The following is a 17,698-nucleotide window of genomic DNA, read 5'->3' as shown; positions in this document are numbered from 1 at the left end:
GGGAAAAACGCGTGCAAGAGTTAATCGAGTCGGTAGGACAACTTTCGGCTAAGCAAAGAAAGGCTCTGGCGGTTCTGCTCAAGCAGAAAGGCGTCAACCTCTTTGACATTGCTCCGGTTTTCAAGCGCACGGCCGAAGAGCCGCTGCTGCTGTCCTACGCCCAGCAGCGCCAGTGGTTTCTCTGGCAGTGGGCGCCGCACAGCGCGGCCTACAACATTCCGACGGCCCTGCGTTTGCAGGGTCCGCTGGATGAGTCGGCGCTGGAGCGCAGCCTTCAGGCGCTGATTGAACGACACGAAACCTTGCGCACGGTGTTCTCCCAGGAAACCGAGCAACCGCTGCAAACGATCCTGCCGCCAGGACCGTTTGCACTGGAAACCTACCCGTTGAGCCCTGAGCTGGCGAGCGACCCGGATGCTTCGATCCAGGCGTTCGTCCAGACTCAGAGCCAGAAGACTTTCGATCTGCAGCAAGGCCCGCTGCTGCGCGCGGCCCTGTTGCAGGTCAACCCGAACGACCATGTGCTGGTGCTGACCCTGCACCACATCGTCTCCGACGGCTGGTCGCTGCAAGTGATGATCGAAGAGCTGGTGCAGCTCTATGCCGGTTTCAGCCTCGGTCACGATGCCGGTCTGCCGCCCCTGCCGATTCAATACGCCGACTACGCCTTGTGGCAGCGCCAGTGGATGGAGGCCGGCGAGCAGGCGCGGCAACTGGCCTACTGGCAGGAAAAACTTGGCGGCGAACAACCGGTGCTGGAACTGCCGCTCGACCGCGCGCGCAGTGTCGATCAGAGCTTTGCCGGTGCCAGCCACAACCTGATTCTCGATGCGCAGCTGAGCCAGGGCCTGAAAGCCTTTGCGCGGCAGGAAAACGTCACGCTGTTCGTCTTGCTGCTGGCGTCTTTCCAAGCGCTGTTGCACCGCTACAGCGGGCAGTCGGACATCCGTGTCGGCGTGCCGGTGGCCAACCGTGGCCGGGTGGAAATCGAGCGTCTGATCGGTTTCTTCGTCAACACGCAGGTGCTCAAGGCCGACGTTGACAGCCAGACCTCGTTTGTCGATTTGCTGCGTCAGGTCAAACAGACCGCGCAGGAAGCCCAGGCCCATCAGGACTTGCCTTTCGAGCAACTGGTGGAAGCCCTGGAACCGGGTCGCAGCCTGAGCCACAGTCCGCTGTTTCAGGTCATGTTCAACCATCAGGCGGAACGCCGCAGCAGTGTCGAGACGCGCCTCAACGGCCTGAGCATCGAGCCGCTGGAATGGCAGAGCCAGACCGCCCAGTTCGACCTGACGCTGAACACCACCGAACAGGCCCACGGCATCGAAGCGGTGCTCAAGTACGCCACCGACCTGTTCGACGCGACGACCATCGAGCGTCTGGCGCAGCACTGGACCGCGCTGTTGCAGGCGATCGTCGCCGACCCGTCGCGCAGCATCGGGCAGTTGCCGATGCTCGATGACGCCCGTCAGCAACAACTGCTGAGCCAATGGAATCCGACACGGGTCGAGCACCCGGTCGAGCAGTGCATTCATCAGGCCATCGAAGCCCAGGCGGAACTTCATCCCGAGGCGGTCGCCGTGACCTTTGCCGGGCAACGGCTGACCTACGCCGAGCTCAATCGCCGGGCCAATCAGTGGGCGCACCGGTTGATCGCGAACGGCGTCGGCCCGGATGTGCGGGTCGGTGTGGCGGTCGAGCGTTCGCTGGACATGATCGTCGCCATCGTCGCCGTGCTGAAAGCCGGCGGTGCCTACGTGCCGCTGGATCCGGGCTACCCGCAAGACCGCCTGAGTTACATGATCGAGGACAGTGGCATCGGTCTGCTGCTGACCCAGGGTCACTTGCAGGCACAGCTGCCGATTCCGCCGGGCCTCACCTGCCTGGACCTGAGCCAGACACTGGAGCCGGGCAACAGCGAAAACCCGGTGTGCCTGACCACGCCGGATAACCTGGCGTACGTCATCTACACCTCCGGTTCGACCGGCAAACCCAAAGGTGCATTGCTGCCGCACAGCAACGTCATCCGCCTGTTCAGCGCCACCGACCACTGGTTCGGTTTCGGCCCGGACGACAGCTGGACCCTGTTCCATTCCTACGCGTTCGACTTCTCGGTCTGGGAAATTTTCGGCGCGCTGCTGTACGGCGGAAAACTGGTGGTCGTACCCCACGACGTCACCCGTTCCCCGGAAGATTTCTACACCCTGCTGTGCGATGAACACGTCACGGTGCTGAACCAGACGCCATCGGCGTTCAAGCCGCTGATGCAACTGGCCAGTGAATCCTCGCGCGACCATTCGCTGCGTTACGTGGTGTTCGGTGGCGAAGCCCTGGAAGTGCAGAACCTGCGGCCATGGTTCGAGCGTTTCGGCGACCGTGCACCGATGCTGGTGAACATGTATGGCATCACTGAAACCACCGTGCACGTGACGTACCGTCCATTGTCGATGGCCGACCTTGAGCAAAGTCACAGCAGCCCGATCGGCGAGCCGATCGTCGACCTGTCGTGGTACCTGCTCGACAGCGCGCTGAACCTGGTGCCGCAAGGTTGCATCGGCGAGCTGTACATCGCCGGTGCCGGTCTGGCCCGGGGTTACCTGAATCAACCGGGCATGAGCGCTACGCGTTTTGTGCCCGACCCGTTCAACCCGCAGGCCGGCGAGCGCCTGTATCGCACCGGCGACCTGGCGCGCCTGCGCGGCGACGGGGTGATCGAGTACATCGGTCGTATCGACCATCAAGTGAAGATCCGCGGTTTCCGTATCGAGCTGGGGGAAATCGAAACCCGGCTGCTCAAGCACCCGGCGGTGCGCGAGGCAGTGGTGCTGGCGGTCGAAGGCCCGAGCGGTCAGCAACTGGCGACCTGGATCGTGCCGAACGAGGCACTGCAAGCCGATACCGAGGCGACGCTGCGCGACTCGATCAAGGCGCAACTGCGCGAAGCCTTGCCGGACTACATGGTGCCGGTCAGCTGGGCATTCCTCGAACGCCTGCCGTTGACCGCCAACGGCAAACTCGATCGCAAGCAACTGCCGCAGCCGCAGGTCGCTCAGGTGCAGGAAGCGTATGCCGCGCCGCGCAGTGAGCTGGAACAGCAACTGGCCGCCATCTGGCAGGACGTGTTGAAGGTCGAGCGTGTCGGCCTCAACGACAATTTCTTCGAGCTGGGCGGCGACTCGATCATTTCGATTCAGGTGGTCAGCCGCGCCCGTCAGGCGGGCATCCGTTTCACGCCCAAGGACATCTTCCAGCATCAGACGGTGCAACGCCTGGCCACGGTCGCGCAGCAGAGCGACGTGGTACTCGCGACCCAGGGCGATGTGCTCGGCGAGGCGGTGCTGACGCCGATCCAGCAGTATTTTTTCCACAGCGATATCCCGGCGCGTCATCACTGGAACCAGTCGATCCTGCTGACCCCGACCGCACCGCTGGCGGCGACTGCACTGGAGCAGGCGTTGCAGCACCTGCAACGGCACCATGACGCCTTGCGTCTGCGTTACCGCGACCTCGAGGGTGGCTGGCAACAGACCCACGCGCCGGTCGAACACAATCTGGAGCTGCTGCGCACCGTGACCTTGCAGGACAGCGCGGCCTTGCCGACGCTGTGCCAGGAACTGCAACGCAGCCTCGATCTGGACAACGGCCCGCTGATCCGCGCGGTGCTGGTGGACTTGCCGGACGCCAGCCAGCGCCTGTTGCTGGTGATCCATCACCTGGTGGTCGACGGGGTGTCCTGGCGGATCGTGCTGGAAGACCTGCAAACCGTTTATCAACAGCTGACGGCGGGGCAGGTTGTGCGCCTGCCGGCCAAGACCACCGCGTTCAAGGACTGGGGCGCGCGCCTGCAAGGGCATGCGCGCAGTGCCGTGCTGGAAGCCGAGCTGGATTACTGGCGCGGGCAGTTGAGCGGCGCGGGCATCGAGCTGCCGCTGGACAACCCGCGAGGTCAGTTGAGCAACCGTTTCGAGCGTAGCGTCGATACGCGTCTGGATGCCGAGCGCACCCGGCAGTTGCTGCAACAGGCCCCGGCGGTCTACCGCACCCAGGTCAACGACCTGTTGCTGACTGCGCTGGCCAAGGTGCTGTGCGAATGGACCGGTGCCGAGAGCGCGCTGGTGCAGCTCGAGGGTCATGGTCGTGAAGACCTGTTCGACGATGTCGACCTGAGCCGCACGGTGGGCTGGTTCACCAGCATGTTCCCGGTGCGTCTTACCCCCGGCGCCGGTTTCGAAACCTCGATCAAGGGCATCAAGGAACAGCTGCGGGCGATCCCCAACAAAGGCATTGGCTACGGCCTGTTGCGATATCTGGGCAGCGCCGAGGCACAGGCTGCCCTGAGCGGCGCGGCGCAGCCGAAGGTGACGTTCAACTACCTCGGCCAGTTCGACAACAACTTCGATGAAGGCGCGTTGTGGGTGCCGGCCACCGAAGACAAGGGCGCCGGGCAGGACGAGCGCGCGCCGATGGCCAACACGCTGACCATCGATGGCCGGGTCTATCAGGGGCAGTTGAGCCTGACCTGGACCTACAGCGGCGATGTGTTCGAAGACGCGACCATCCATGCGCTGGCACGTGCCTATGAAGGCGCGCTGGCCGAGTTGATCGACCATTGCCTTAATCACGCGAGCGGTGGTCTGACACCGTCCGACGTGCCGCTGGCCGGGTTGTCCCAGACCCATCTGGACAACCTGCCGATCGTTGCCCAGCGGATCGAAGACATCTATCCGCTGGCGCCGATGCAGCAGGGCATTCTGTTCCACAGTCTCTATGACGCCGATGCCAGCGCTTATGTCTATCAGATGCTGCTGGACATCGAAGGTCTGGACGTCGCGCGCTTCCAGCAGGCCTGGCAGCGAGTGGTGGATCGCCATGAAGTGCTGCGCGCCGGTTTCATCTGGGGTCGCGACGGTCTCGACACGCCACTGCAAGTCATTCATCGCCAGCTGACCCTGGAAATGCCGGAAGTGGACATGCGCCACGAGCCGGACCTGGCCGTGGCCATGGAAGCGCGGGCACGGGCTGATCTGGAGCGCGGTTTCGATTTGCAGAACCCGCCGCTGCTGCGTCTGTGCCTGTTGCGCACGGCCGATGATCGCCATCGTCTGATCTTTACCTGCCACCACATCCTGATGGATGGCTGGAGCAACTCGCGGATGTTCGGTGAGGTGCTGCAGGATTACGCCGGCCATCCGGTGCCGGGTGCGCAGGGCCGTTACCGGGACTTCCTGGCCTGGCTGCAAGGCCAGGACAAACAGGCCGCGCAGGCTTTCTGGCGCGGGCAACTGGCGGAGCTGCACGAGCCGACCCGTCTGGCCTCGGCGTGCCCGGGCAAGGTGCAGCCGGGGGCGGGCAAGGGCGTGCATCGCCTGACGTTCGATGCAGCGTTCACGCGTCGCCTGAACAGTTTCTCGCGCCAGCAGCAGGTCACTCTGAACAGTCTGGTGCAGGCAGCATGGCTGTTGATTCTGCAACGCTACACCGGCCAGCCCACGGTCGCGTTCGGCGCCACGGTGTCCGGGCGTCCGGTGGATTTGCCGGGCATCGAGCAGCAACTGGGGCTGTTCATCAACACCTTGCCGGTGATCGCCAGCCCGCAACCGGGCGTCAGCGTGCGCGACTGGGTGCGCAGCGTGCAGGACAAGAACCTGCAGTTGCGCGACTTCGAACAGACGCCGCTGCAAGACATCCAGCGTCTGGCCGAACTCAACGGCGAAGCGTTGTTCGACACCTTGCTGGTGTTTGAAAACTACCCGGTGTCGGAGACGCTGGAGGCCAATCCGGGCGGCCTGCGCTTCGGTGGTCTGGAACACCGCGAGCAGACCAACTACGGCCTGACCCTGATCGCCGGTGCCGGCGAGGTTCTGAGCCTGGACTTCAACTACCTGACCGAGCAGTTTTCCGAGCGCGGCGTAGTCGGGTTGGCCACGCACCTGGAAGTGGTGTTGCAACAGTTCCTTGAGTCGCCGCAACGCCTGTTGGGTGAAGTCGGGCTGCTGTCGGGTGCCGAGCACAACACGCTGGCGCAATGGAACGACAACCACGCCGGGTATCCGGCCGAGCGTCTGATTCATCAAAGCTTCGAGGCGCAGGTCCAGGCCCGTCCGCACGCTGTGGCCCTGAGCCATGGCGGTGTGGCCCTGAGTTACGCCGAACTCAATCGCCGGGCCAACCAACTGGCGCGTTATCTGGTGTCGCTGGGTGTCGGCGCCGAGGTTCGGGTGGGCGTGGCGATGCCGCGCTCGGCGGAACTGGTGATTGCCTTGATGGCGGTGCTCAAGGCCGGTGGCACCTACGTGCCGCTGGACCCGGACTACCCGGCCGACCGCGTGGCGTACATGCTGGAAGACAGTCAGGCGAAGGTCCTGCTGACGCAACAATCGTTGCTGGCGCAACTGCCGCAGACCGATGCACAGGTGGTGCTGGTGGAGGCGGGCGGCGATGCCTTTGCCGATGCGGCTGCCGATAACCTCGACGTGCGTGGCGATTCGGCGAACCTGGCCTACGTCATTTACACCTCTGGCTCCACCGGCAAACCCAAAGGCGTAGCGATTGCCCATCGTAACGTCCAGGCACTGATCCACTGGTCCGCCGACGTCTACAGCGAGGCTGACCTGCAAGGCGTGCTCGCCTCGACGTCGGTCTGCTTCGACCTGTCGGTGTGGGAGATTTTCGTCACCCTCGCGCGTGGCGGTTCGATCGTCATGGCGCGCAATGCCCTGGAACTGCCGGACCTGCCGGAGCGCGATCAGGTGCGTCTGATCAACACCGTGCCGTCGGCCATCGCTGCCTTGCACCGTGCCGGGCATATTCCGAATGGCGTGCGGATCATCAATCTGGCCGGCGAGCCGCTCAAGCAAAGTGTGGTCGACAGCCTGTACCGCGAGACGTCGGTCGAGCACGTCTATGACCTGTACGGGCCGTCGGAAGACACCACCTATTCGACCTGGACCCGCCGCGAAGCCGGCGGCCAGGCGAACATCGGCCGGCCGCTGGTCAACACCACCGCGTACCTGCTGGACGGGCAACTGCAAGCGTCGCCGATCGGGGTGGCGGCCGAGCTGTATCTGGCCGGTGACGGCATCACCCGCGGTTACCTGTTCCGTCCGGGCCTGACCGCCGAGCGTTTTGTGCCGAACCCGGCCTCGACCAGCGGCGAACGGATGTACCGCACCGGCGACCTGACGCGCCTGGGTGACGACGGTCGGATCGAATACGTGGGCCGCATCGACCATCAGGTCAAGGTGCGCGGTTTCCGCATCGAACTGGGTGAAATCGAAGCGCGCCTGCTGGCCCATGACCGCGTGCACGAAGGCGTGGTGCTGGCGGTGGACGGCCTCAGCGGTCAACAACTGGTGGCGTATGTGGTGCCGGCCCAATCCGGCCTCAGCCTTCAGGAGCAGGATGAGCTGAGCGAATCGCTGCAATCCGCCCTCAAGGCGCACCTGCCGGATTACATGCTGCCTGCGCAGTGGCTGTACCTCGAGGCGCTGCCGCTGACCCCCAACGGCAAGCTGGACCGCAAAGCCTTGCCGGCACCGGACGTCAATCAGTCGGCCCGGGACTATGTCGCCCCGTCAACGGAGCTTGAGCAACAGCTGGTCGTGGTCTGGCAGGACATCCTGAAGATTGACCGGGTCGGTGTGACCGATAACTTCTTCAGCCTGGGCGGTGATTCGATCATCTCCATCCAGCTGGTCAGCCGTGCGCGTCAGCAGGGCATTCGCTTTACCCCCAAGGATCTGTTCCAGCAACAGACCGTGCAGAAACTGGCGTCGGTGGCGTCGGTGGAGTCCGCGCAGCAGGCCGACGGCACGCCGGAAAACTACCCGCTGGCGCGTCTGGAGCAGGCGCAGCTCGATGCGTTGCCGGTGCCGGCGGATCTGATCGAGGACGTTTATCCGCTGTCGCCGATGCAGGAGGGCATGCTGTTCCACACGCTCTCGGACAATGGCAGCAGCCTGTACGTCAACCAGGTCAGCTTGCCGATCCAGGGTCTGGATGTGGAGCGCTTCCGGAGCGCATGGGAATTTGTCATTGATCGCCAGGCGATCCTGCGGACCAGTTTCCACTGGCAGGACGGGCTGGCCAAGCCGTTGCAAGTGGTCCATCGCCAGGCCCCGCTGCAAATGCAGGTGCTCGACTGGCGCGAACGTGAGGTCAGCGATGAGTTGATCGCCGGGTTCGCCAGCGATGATCGTGCCCTCGGCTTCGACTTGTCCCAGGCACGTCTGCAGCGGGTGACGCTGTTGCGCCTGAGCGATGACCGTTATCAGATGATCTGGACCAGCCACCACATTTTGATGGACGGCTGGAGCAGCTCGCGCCTGTTCGGCGAAGTCTTGCAGTACTACTCCAAGGGCAAGGTCAGCGGTGAGAACGGTCGTTACCGCGACTTCATCGCCTGGTTGCAGGCACAGGATCAGGACGCGCAGGAGCTGTTCTGGAAAGCGCGTCTGGCGGCGGTCAACGAGCCGACGGCGTTGAGCCAGGCGATCCATCCGCGCCATTCGGCCGATGTCTGCGGCCACGATGCGATCTACTCGAACTGGGATCAGGCGCAAACCGCACGCCTGCTGCAGTTCTGTCGCGACCTGCGCATCACCCCCAACACGTTGATTCAGGGTGCCTGGCTGCTGCTGTTGCAGCGCTACACCGGGCAGCGCACGGTCACGTTCGGTGCCACCGTTTCGGGGCGTCCCGAAGGGCTGGCGAATGTCGGCAACATGCTGGGTCTGTTCATCAACACCTTGCCGATCATCCAGACGCCGCAGGCCGATCAGCGCCTGGCGGACTGGCTGGGCGAAGTGCAGGCCTACAACCTGGACATTCGTGACTATTCCCAGGCGCCGCTGGCCGATGTGCAGCGCTGGTCCAACCTCGGTGGCCAGGCACTGTTCGACAGCATCATCGTGTTCGAGAACTTCCCGATCGATGATCGCCTGCAAGAAGAAAACGACACCGACCTGACCTTCGGCAAATCCATCGGCCACGGCGTGACCAACGTACCGATGGACCTCGCGGTAATGCTGGGTGACGAGCTGTCGATCGAGTACCTGTACCTGCGCAGCCACTTCAGCGCCGAGGCCGTGGAAGGCATTCGCCTGACGCTGGAAAACACCCTCGAAGCGATGATGCGTGCGCCTTACGAGCGACTGGGCAATCTGCAGCGCCTGTCGAACGAGCAGTGGCAGGCGATCCAGGCCTGGAGCGCCGAACCGGTCTCCAGCCACGAACCGGTGCTGTTGCCGCAACTGATCAGCCGGCATGCGCAGCAGCAGCCAGAGGCTATCGCCCTGCAGTGCGCCGGATTGAGCCTGAGCTATGCCGAACTCGAACAGCGGGCCAATCGTCTGGCCCACTGCCTGACCGAACACGGTGCGGGCCCGGAAGTGGTGATCGGCGTGGCGCTGCCGCGCTCGCTGGAAATGGTCGTCAGCTTCCTCGCCGTGCTCAAGAGCGGTGCGGCGTACGTGCCGCTGGACATCGATTATCCGCCTGAGCGACTGGCGTACATGATCGAGGATTCGGGCATGGCCCTGTTGCTGACCCAGAGCAGCCTGCGCGCCACCTTGCCGGCGCCTGAAGGGCTGCTGCGTCTGGAAATCGATCATCTCGACGAGTCCCGCTACCCCGATCACGCGCCGGTTTCCCGTGTGCAGGAGCAAGGGCTGGCGTATCTGGTCTATACCTCCGGTTCCACCGGTCGGCCGAAGGGCGTTGCGGTCACGCAAGGGCCGTTGAGCATGCACTGTCAGGCCATCGCCGAGCTGTATGAAATGGACGCCAGCAGCTGCGAGCTGCACTTCATGTCGTTCGCCTTCGACGGTGCCCATGAACGCTGGTTGAGCACGCTCTACAGCGGTGGCCGTCTGGTGATTCGCGACGGTTGCCTGTGGACGCCGGAGCAGACCTACGCTGCCCTGCATGAGTATGGTGTCACCATCGCCTGCTTCCCGCCGGCCTACCTCAAGCAGTTGGCCGAGTACGCGGCGGCCAGCGGCATCGCGCCGCCACCGGTGCGCATCTACTGCTTCGGCGGCGATGCCGTGCCGGACCAGACCTTCGAACAGGTGAAGGCGGCCCTGCGCCCCGAGTACTTCACCAACGGTTATGGCCCGACGGAAACCGTGGTCACGCCGATGCTCTGGAAGGTGCCGGTCAGCCAGCATTGTGAAGCGGCCTATGCTCCGATCGGTCGTGCCGTCGGCGCACGTTCGCTGTACGTGCTGGACGAGGATCTGAATCCGCTGCCGCCAGGTTTTGCCGGTGAGCTGTACATCGGCGGTTACGGGGTTGCCCGTGGTTACCACGGCCGTGCGGATCTGACCTGCGAGCGCTTCGTACCCAATCCGTTCGCGGTCGGCGAGCGCCTGTATCGCAGCGGCGACCTGGTGCGTTTGCGTCAGGACGGCGTGGTCGATTACGTCGGGCGCATCGACCATCAGGTCAAGGTACGCGGTTTCCGCATCGAGCTGGGTGAAGTCGAGGCCAGCCTGCGCCAACTGGAGGGTGTGACCGATGCGCTGGTGATCGCCCGGGACAATGCGTCCGGCAAGCAACTGATCGGTTATGTGGTGACGCCGACGGGCGAAGACGTGGGCGATGAACTCAAGGCCGGGCTGCGCGCCTCGCTGCCGGAGTACATGGTGCCGGCGCAGATTGTCTGCCTGAGTGCTTTCCCGGTCACGCCCAACGGCAAACTCGACCGCAAGGCGCTGCCGGAGCCGGACTTCAAGAGCGAGGAATATGTCGCCCCGCGCAACGAGCAGGAAACACTGCTGGCCGAGATCTGGGCCCAGGTGCTGCAAGTCGAGCAGGTGGGCATCACGGATAACTTCTTCGAACTGGGCGGCGACTCGATTCTCAGCCTGCAGGTCATTTCCCGGGTCAGGAACCACCCGACGTTGCAGATGGATCTGAAGCTGCGCGATCTGATGCGCTATCAGACCATCGCTGGCATCGTCGAACAGAACGTGACGAAGGAAGGCGCCGGACAGCCACTGGTGGACGTCACGCAGGTGGCGGGCGAGGGGTTGTTCAATCTGTTGCCGATTCAGGAGTGGTTCTTCGCCGAGGGCATGTCCGAAGCCCATCACTACAACCAGTCACTGCTGTTGAGTGCGCGCCAGCCACTGGATCTGGATGCGCTCGAGCAGGCCCTGGGCTGGATCGAGCAACACCATGACTCGCTGCGCCTGCGCTTCACTCGGGAGAGCGGGCGCTGGCTGCAACGCTACTGCACCGCCAACGAACAGGGCGAGGCGGTGCTCTGGCGCCGTGAAGCCGAGAACAGCGAACAGGTCGAAGCGCTGGCCAACCTTGCCCAGCGCAGCCTCAAGCTGGACGACGGGCCGGTCTGGCGGGTGATGCATGTCGCCCTGCCGGACGGTCAGGCGCGACTGCTGGTGGTGATTCATCACCTGGTGGTCGACACCGTGTCCTGGCGGATCCTGCTCGATGACCTGAAAACCGCTTATGAAGCGTGTGTGCAAGGGCTGGCGCCGCAACTGCCGATTCGTACCAGCAGCTATCGTTCGTTTGCCGAGGCCTTGCAGGCACAGGCCCCGGCGATTGCCGAACAGGAGCTGGCGTACTGGCTGGAGCAGCTCGATCAACCGGGCGTCGATCTGCCGTGCGACAACTACCGTGGCAAGAATCAGGTGCGCCAGCAGGCGCAGGCGCGGCTCAAGTTGTCCCGCGAGCACACCGAACAATTGCTCAAGCAGGCGCCGGCGGTCTATCGCACGCAAATCAACGACCTGCTGCTGTCGGCACTCGGTCGGGCACTGTGCCGCTGGAGCGGTCAGCCATCGGCGCTGATTCTGCTGGAAGGGCACGGCCGCGAGGATCTGTTCGAATCCATCGACCTGAGCCGAAGCCTTGGCTGGTTCACCAGCATGTTCCCGGTGCGGTTGCGTCCGGACAGCGACGATATCGGACGTTCGATCATCGACGTACAGGCGCAGCTGGCGGCGGTGCCGCAGAAGGGCATCGGGTATGGCGTGCTTCGTCATCTGGCGGGCGCCGAGGTGTCCCGGCAACTGGCGGATCTGCCGCAGGCGCGGGTGACGTTCAACTACCTGGGGCAGTTCGACCAGAGTTTCGACGAGCAGGCTCTGCTGGTGCCGGCGCTGGAAGAAACCGGCGACAACTACAGCCTGAAGGCGAACCTGGGCAACTGGCTGGAAATTGTCGGCCAGGTGTATGACGGCCAGTTGGCGTTGCGTTGCATCTACAGCAGCCAGCGTTATCGCGTCGGCACCATGGACGCACTGATGCAGGATTACCAGCGTGAACTTGAAGCGCTGATCGAGCATTGCATGGCGCGTGTGGGCTGATCGCTGCACGCTGGATCAATTTTGGGGGGCGTTGCCGAGGCGCGCCCCTTTTTTGCTGATACAAGGATCTTCGCGATGTCGTTACACCCTGATCTGGAAGCCTTTCTCGACCTGGCTCAAGACAGCCAGGATGCCGGTCTGCCGGCGCTGCACCAAATGACTCCGGCCCAGGCCCGGGACACCTTCGAACAGACCACTGCGCAGTTGCGCTGGATGGCGCCCGAAGACCTGGACGTGCAGGCCATCAGCGCGACCGCCCGGGACGGTGCGCCGCTGGCACTGCGACTTTATCGCCCGCACGGTGTGTCAGCGCCAATGCCGGTGCTGGTGTATTTCCACGGTGGCGGGTTTGTGGTCGGAAGCCTCGATTCCCATGACGGCGTGTGTCGCGAGTTCTGCCGGCGCACGCCATGCGCGGTGCTCTCCGTGGGCTATCGACTGGCGCCGGAGCACCGTTTCCCGACGGCACTGGAAGACGGTGAGGACGCCTTGTCGTGGCTGGCCGAACACGCGGCTTCGTTGGGCCTGGACTCGGGCCGGGTCGCCTTCGGCGGTGACAGCGCCGGGGCCACGCTGGCCACCGTACTGGCGGTGCAAGCGGTGGTTCAGCCGCACACCGTGGCCATCGCACCCAAGGTTCAGTTGTTGTGCTATCCAGTCACCGACGCCTCCCGTGCCCATGATTCGCGGGCCCTGTTCAGCGAAGGCTATCTGCTGGAAGACGAGACACTGGACTGGTTTTATGGGCATTACGCGCGCACCCCGGAAGATTATCTGGACTGGCGTTTCTCGCCGTTGCTGGCCGAAGATCTGCGTGGCGTCGCCCCGGCCATTGTCGTGCTGGCCGGGTTCGATCCGCTGCTCGATGAGGGCCAGGCGTATGTCGACAAGTTGCGTGAGCACGGTGTGAGCGTCGAGCTCGAGCACTGCCCGGGGCTGACCCACGACTTGCTCAGGCTGGCGTCGGTGATGCCCGATGTCCTGCAGGTACACGAAACCCTGAGCCGGGCGCTGCATCGCGCGTTGAGCTGAACCCCAGACAAATTCGCAGACCAGAAAAAACCCCGCAATGCGGGGTTTTTTCATGGTCGCTGTAATCAGAAGTCAGCTTTGACCGACATCACGAAATTGCGCGGGTCGCCATAGAAGTTACCGAAACCTTCGGTGCCCACAGTGGCGTAGTAGCGTTTGTCGAACAGGTTGTTGCCATTGAGGGCGACGGACCAGGTGTCATCGATGCGGTAGCCGATGCGACCGTTCCAGACCGCGTAACCCGACTGGGTGATGTTGTCACCGCCCAGTGGCGAGGTGCGGTAGTTGCCGCTCTGGGCGTTGACGCCGGCACCGATGGTGACGCGATCCAGAGGGCCGCTCAGGCTGTAATCACCCCAGACGCGCAGCAGGTGACGTGGTACGTAGGAGTTGTAGACCACGCCGTCCTGAGTGGCGTCGGCATCTTCCAGCACTTTGGTCTGGGTGTAGGTGTAGCCGGCCAGCAGTTGCAGGCGATCGATCACTTCACCGCTGACTTCCGCTTCGAAGCCCTGGGCGCGGACCTTGCCGGAGTTCAGCGAGCAGGAACTGTCTTCACAGCGCGGGTCATCCTGGGCCGCATCTTTCTGAATGGTGCGGAACAGGTTGAAGGAGCTGTTCAGGCGACCGTCGAACCACTCGCCCTTGATCCCCAGCTCGTAGCTCTGGCCGATCAGGGGTTTGAGGGTGCCGCCGTCGATGGTCTTGTAGCCGCCTTGCGGGGTGAAGATATCGGTGTAGCTGGCGTACGCGGTCAGGTTGTCGTTGAGATCGAACAACAGCCCGGCAAACGGGGTGACCTGTCCGGTTTCGGTGGACTTGGTGTTGACCGGGGTGCCTTCGCCGCGGAAGTACTGCACGGAGTCGGTGTCGGACTTGTACCAGCTGACACGGCTGCCCAGCACGAAGGTCAGTGGATCTGCCAGCTTCAGGCGGGCGGTGGAGTAAACACCGTATTGCTTGATGTGCATATCTACCGGACCGCCCCGGGAGGCATTGGCCAGGTAGTAGCTTTCGTCAGGCTGGGGCAGGTGATGGTTCGGGTTCAGTACGTTCTGGCGCTGTGGCAAGGCCGCCACGGCGTAGAAGTCATCCTTGTGGGAACGGCTGGCGTTGGCGCCGACGGTGAGTTCGTGCTGCTGGCCGAACGCGTCGAATTTGCCGTCCACGTAGGCATCGAAGCCGTAGTCGGTCTGCTCGTAGTCGTAGATGCTCCCCAGCATCAGCGTGTTGGAGCTGGTGGCGCCTACCGGCACCGCGCCGCTCGGGAACGCGTATTCCATGTCCTGGGTGTTGCGCGAGAAGACCCCGGCCACTTTCAGGGACCAGTCGTCGTTGAACTGGTGTTTCACGTCGCCGAAGTAGGTGGCGCGTTTGCTGCGCTGGTTGTTCCACGAGGTGTTCAGGCAGGTGGAGCGCTTGAGGTGCAGGTCGGAGCCATCGGCATAGCGCGGCAGACCGCCCCAGCAAGGCGTGGCGTCGACGTCTTCATAGGCCATGCCCAGGCCCAGGGTGGTGTCGGGGCTGAGGTCGAAGTCCAGGGCACCGTAGTAGATCTGGTCCTTGCGGCTGGCCACGTCATAGAAGTACTGACGGGTCTGCTGGGTGACCACGGCGCGGCCACGGAGGGTGCCGGCGTCGTTCAGCGGGCCGCCGGTGTCGACCTGACCGCGATAGTTGTCCCACGAGCCTGCCGACAGCGACAGTTGGGTGTGCGGGGTGTCCTGGCCGCGCTTGCGCACGAAGTTGACGCCACCGGCCGTACCGCCTGCGCCTTTCATCATGCCGGCAGCACCGCGCAGCACTTCGACGCGGTCATAAATGGCCATGTCGCTGTTGAAGCTGTCTGCCTGTACGTAGCTGCTGCCGATGTCCAGCGGCACGCCGTCGTACTGGTACTGGCCGGTCATGCGAAAACCGCGCGAGTAGAAATACTTGCCGCCCATGGGCGAGTCGTAAACGGTGATGCCCGGAGTCTTTTCCATCACTTGTTCGATGGTGTTGAGGTTCTGGTCGTCCAGCATCTTGCGGGTCATGACCGTGACCGACTGCGGGGTTTCCTTCAGCGAGTGCACGCCCTTGCCGATGGTCACGCCACCGGTGGTGTAGGAGTTGCTGCCTTCGGTAGTGGCCGTCAGTCGTTGCCCGTCGATGTTGGTCGGTGCCAGTTCCATCGCGCTGCCGGTGGCGGGGGCCAGCAGGGTCACGGTATTGCCCTCACGCTGATGACGGATGCCGGTGCCCTTGAGGATGGCCGCGATGGCGCTGTCGTCCGCGTACCGGCCGTTGAGGGCGGTGGAGCGCAGGCCTTGCAGGCTTTCCGGGCTGTAGATGATTTGCAGGCTGGTCTGCTGACCGAGCGATTGCAGGGCCTGGGCCAAAGGTTGCGCCGGGATGTTCAGGTTCCATTCCTGGGCCTGGACATACGGGGCGACGGCCAGCGTCATTGCCAGTCCCAGGCCGGTGGTGGCCAGACGGGAGCGGGTAGCACCGTGCATGAGCAGGGCTCGGGTCAGTGGGCGAAGCATGAAGCGGGATGCGGACATGAGGTTAAGACCTTGGCAGGTATAGTTGTTAATGGTTCTTATTCATCTCATTAAGACGAGAAAGCCGCGGTAAACCGGAAAATATTTTTCCGGTCTGGCCGCGGCTTCGTCGATCAAGCGGTTTGCAGTTCGCTTTTGACCTTTCCGGCCTCCATGCGCACCAGTTGATCGGCAACGTCGAAGTAACGGTCATCGTGGGAGATCACGATGATGGTCTTGCCCAGCCGTTTCAGGTCGGGCAGGAGTTCGGTGTAGAAAATCCGCCGGAATGTCGGGTCCTGATCGGCGGCCCATTCGTCGAACACCAGCACCGGGCGCTCTTCGAGCCAGGCGTTGACCAGTGCCAGACGCTTGCGCTGGCCGGTGGACAGATCGGTGGTGGTGAAGGCGCCATCGCGTACGCTGACCTTGTGCGCGATCTCCAGGCGTTCGAGGTAGCGGGTAGCGTCCTGCGGCACTTCGCGGTCACCCTGGATCAGGTCGTCGAACAGGTAGTAGTCGGCAAAGATCGTGGTGAAGTTCTGGCGGTAGTCGTCACGGTTCAACGCGGTGATTGGCTGGCCGTTGACCCGGATTTCGCCTTCGGTCGGCGCATACAGGCCCAGCAGCAATTTGATCAGGGTGGTTTTGCCGCAGCCGTTTTCACCGACGATAAACACGATGTCGCCTTGCTCGATGCGCAGGTTGACCGGTCCGAGGCGGAACGGTTCGCTGCCTGCAACCGGCGGAAAGGCATAACGCACATTGTTCAATTCCAGACGGTTGACGGCACCGGGCTTCTTGCCCTGGTCTTCCAGCAGCAGGTGCGGCTCGGGCGAGGAGAACTGCTCGCTCAGTTCGGCAATCCGGCGGAAGGCAATCTGCGCGCGGCTGATGATCGGCAGTGTGCTGACCAGATGTTCCAGCGGGCCCTTCATGTACAGCAGCACCAGCACGAAGCCGCTCATCACGGCCTTGTCACCGCTCGGCCAAAACGATTGCAGGGCCAGGGCCATGCCGATCACCACGAAGAACAGCATCGATCCGAAGGACTTGGCGATCACGAACGTGTTGATGGATTTGATCTGGGTGTCGCAGATCTTTTCGGCGGTCTTCTGGATACCCGACACAAACATGCGCTGGCGGCGCGGGCGATGGATGCGCAACTCCTTGGCACCTTCGGCGATCGCGTTGTAGTGCTTTTGCAGTTCGTCTTCGGAGTCGCGCGCAGCGTAAAACCCGCGCATGCCCTTGGCCCGGGCAATCGCCTGGATGGTGGTGCCAATGGCGATTGCCACCAGCATCATCAGGAACATCGGCCAGGACAGCATCGCCAGGTAGCCGAGGCAACCCAGGGTCACGGTCATGGAAATGGCCAGCGGTGCAAACGCGAAAGCGAAGTCGCTGATGGTGTCCACGTCGTGGGTCAGCACCGGAATCAGGCGGTGGCTGCGATAGCGTTCGATCTGGTCGATCGGTGCCGACAGCACTTTCTCCCCCAGCTCTTTGCGCAGGCGGGCAATGATGTGTTGGCCGACGTAGTTGGTGCCGATGTCGGACAGGATCGTGGTCAGCAAGGCCAGGGCGCACAGCCCGGCGAAAATCATGACCACGGTGCGGGTCAGTCCGTCGGCCGAGTGCAAGGCGTTGTTGATGGTCGCCAGCAGCACGGTGACGCTCAGGCCGCCGATCATGCCGAGCACGATGGACACGCAGACAATCAGGCGGAAGGGCTTGAGCAGGGCGAACAATTCGTTGATCGCCCCACGCGTTGGCTTGGTCATGGAGGATTCCTGCTTCGGT

4 protein-coding genes are annotated in these 17,698 nt (G+C 63.4%); 2 read left to right on the top strand and 2 right to left on the bottom strand.

Features of this window, described 5'->3' with window-relative positions; all coding sequences use genetic code 11:
- Positions 1 to 11: 11 nt before the first annotated feature.
- Together CAF74_RS22950 and CAF74_RS22945 are read left to right on the top strand one after the other, a co-directional pair.
- Positions 12 to 12,338, top strand: a complete 12,327-nt coding sequence (locus CAF74_RS22950) for a non-ribosomal peptide synthetase (RefSeq protein ID WP_085747866.1) — start codon at positions 12 to 14, stop codon at positions 12,336 to 12,338.
- Positions 12,339 to 12,413: 75 nt separating this feature from the next.
- On the top strand, positions 12,414 to 13,370 hold the full coding sequence (locus CAF74_RS22945; protein ID WP_085747865.1) for an alpha/beta hydrolase: 957 nt from the start codon (positions 12,414 to 12,416) through the stop codon (positions 13,368 to 13,370).
- Between the two features lie 65 nt (positions 13,371 to 13,435).
- On the opposite strand, the gene CAF74_RS22940 is transcribed toward CAF74_RS22945, so the two are convergent.
- The gene (locus CAF74_RS22940) at positions 13,436 to 15,916 is read right to left on the bottom strand and encodes a TonB-dependent receptor (protein WP_139832933.1); all 2,481 of its coding nucleotides are present in this window, start codon (positions 15,914 to 15,916) and stop codon (positions 13,436 to 13,438) included.
- A 113-nt stretch (positions 15,917 to 16,029) separates the two neighbouring features.
- Entirely contained in the window at positions 16,030 to 17,679 is a 1,650-nt protein-coding gene (locus CAF74_RS22935; RefSeq protein WP_085747863.1) for a cyclic peptide export ABC transporter, read from the bottom strand.
- Between the last annotated feature and the right edge of the window lie 19 nt (positions 17,680 to 17,698).

It is taken from the genome of Pseudomonas sp. R45(2017), from assembly GCF_002112305.1.
GTDB lineage: Bacteria > Pseudomonadota > Gammaproteobacteria > Pseudomonadales > Pseudomonadaceae > Aquipseudomonas > Aquipseudomonas paraglycinae.
The sequence above is the reverse complement of the archived record's forward strand: the minus strand, read 5'-3'. Positions and strand labels throughout refer to the sequence as shown.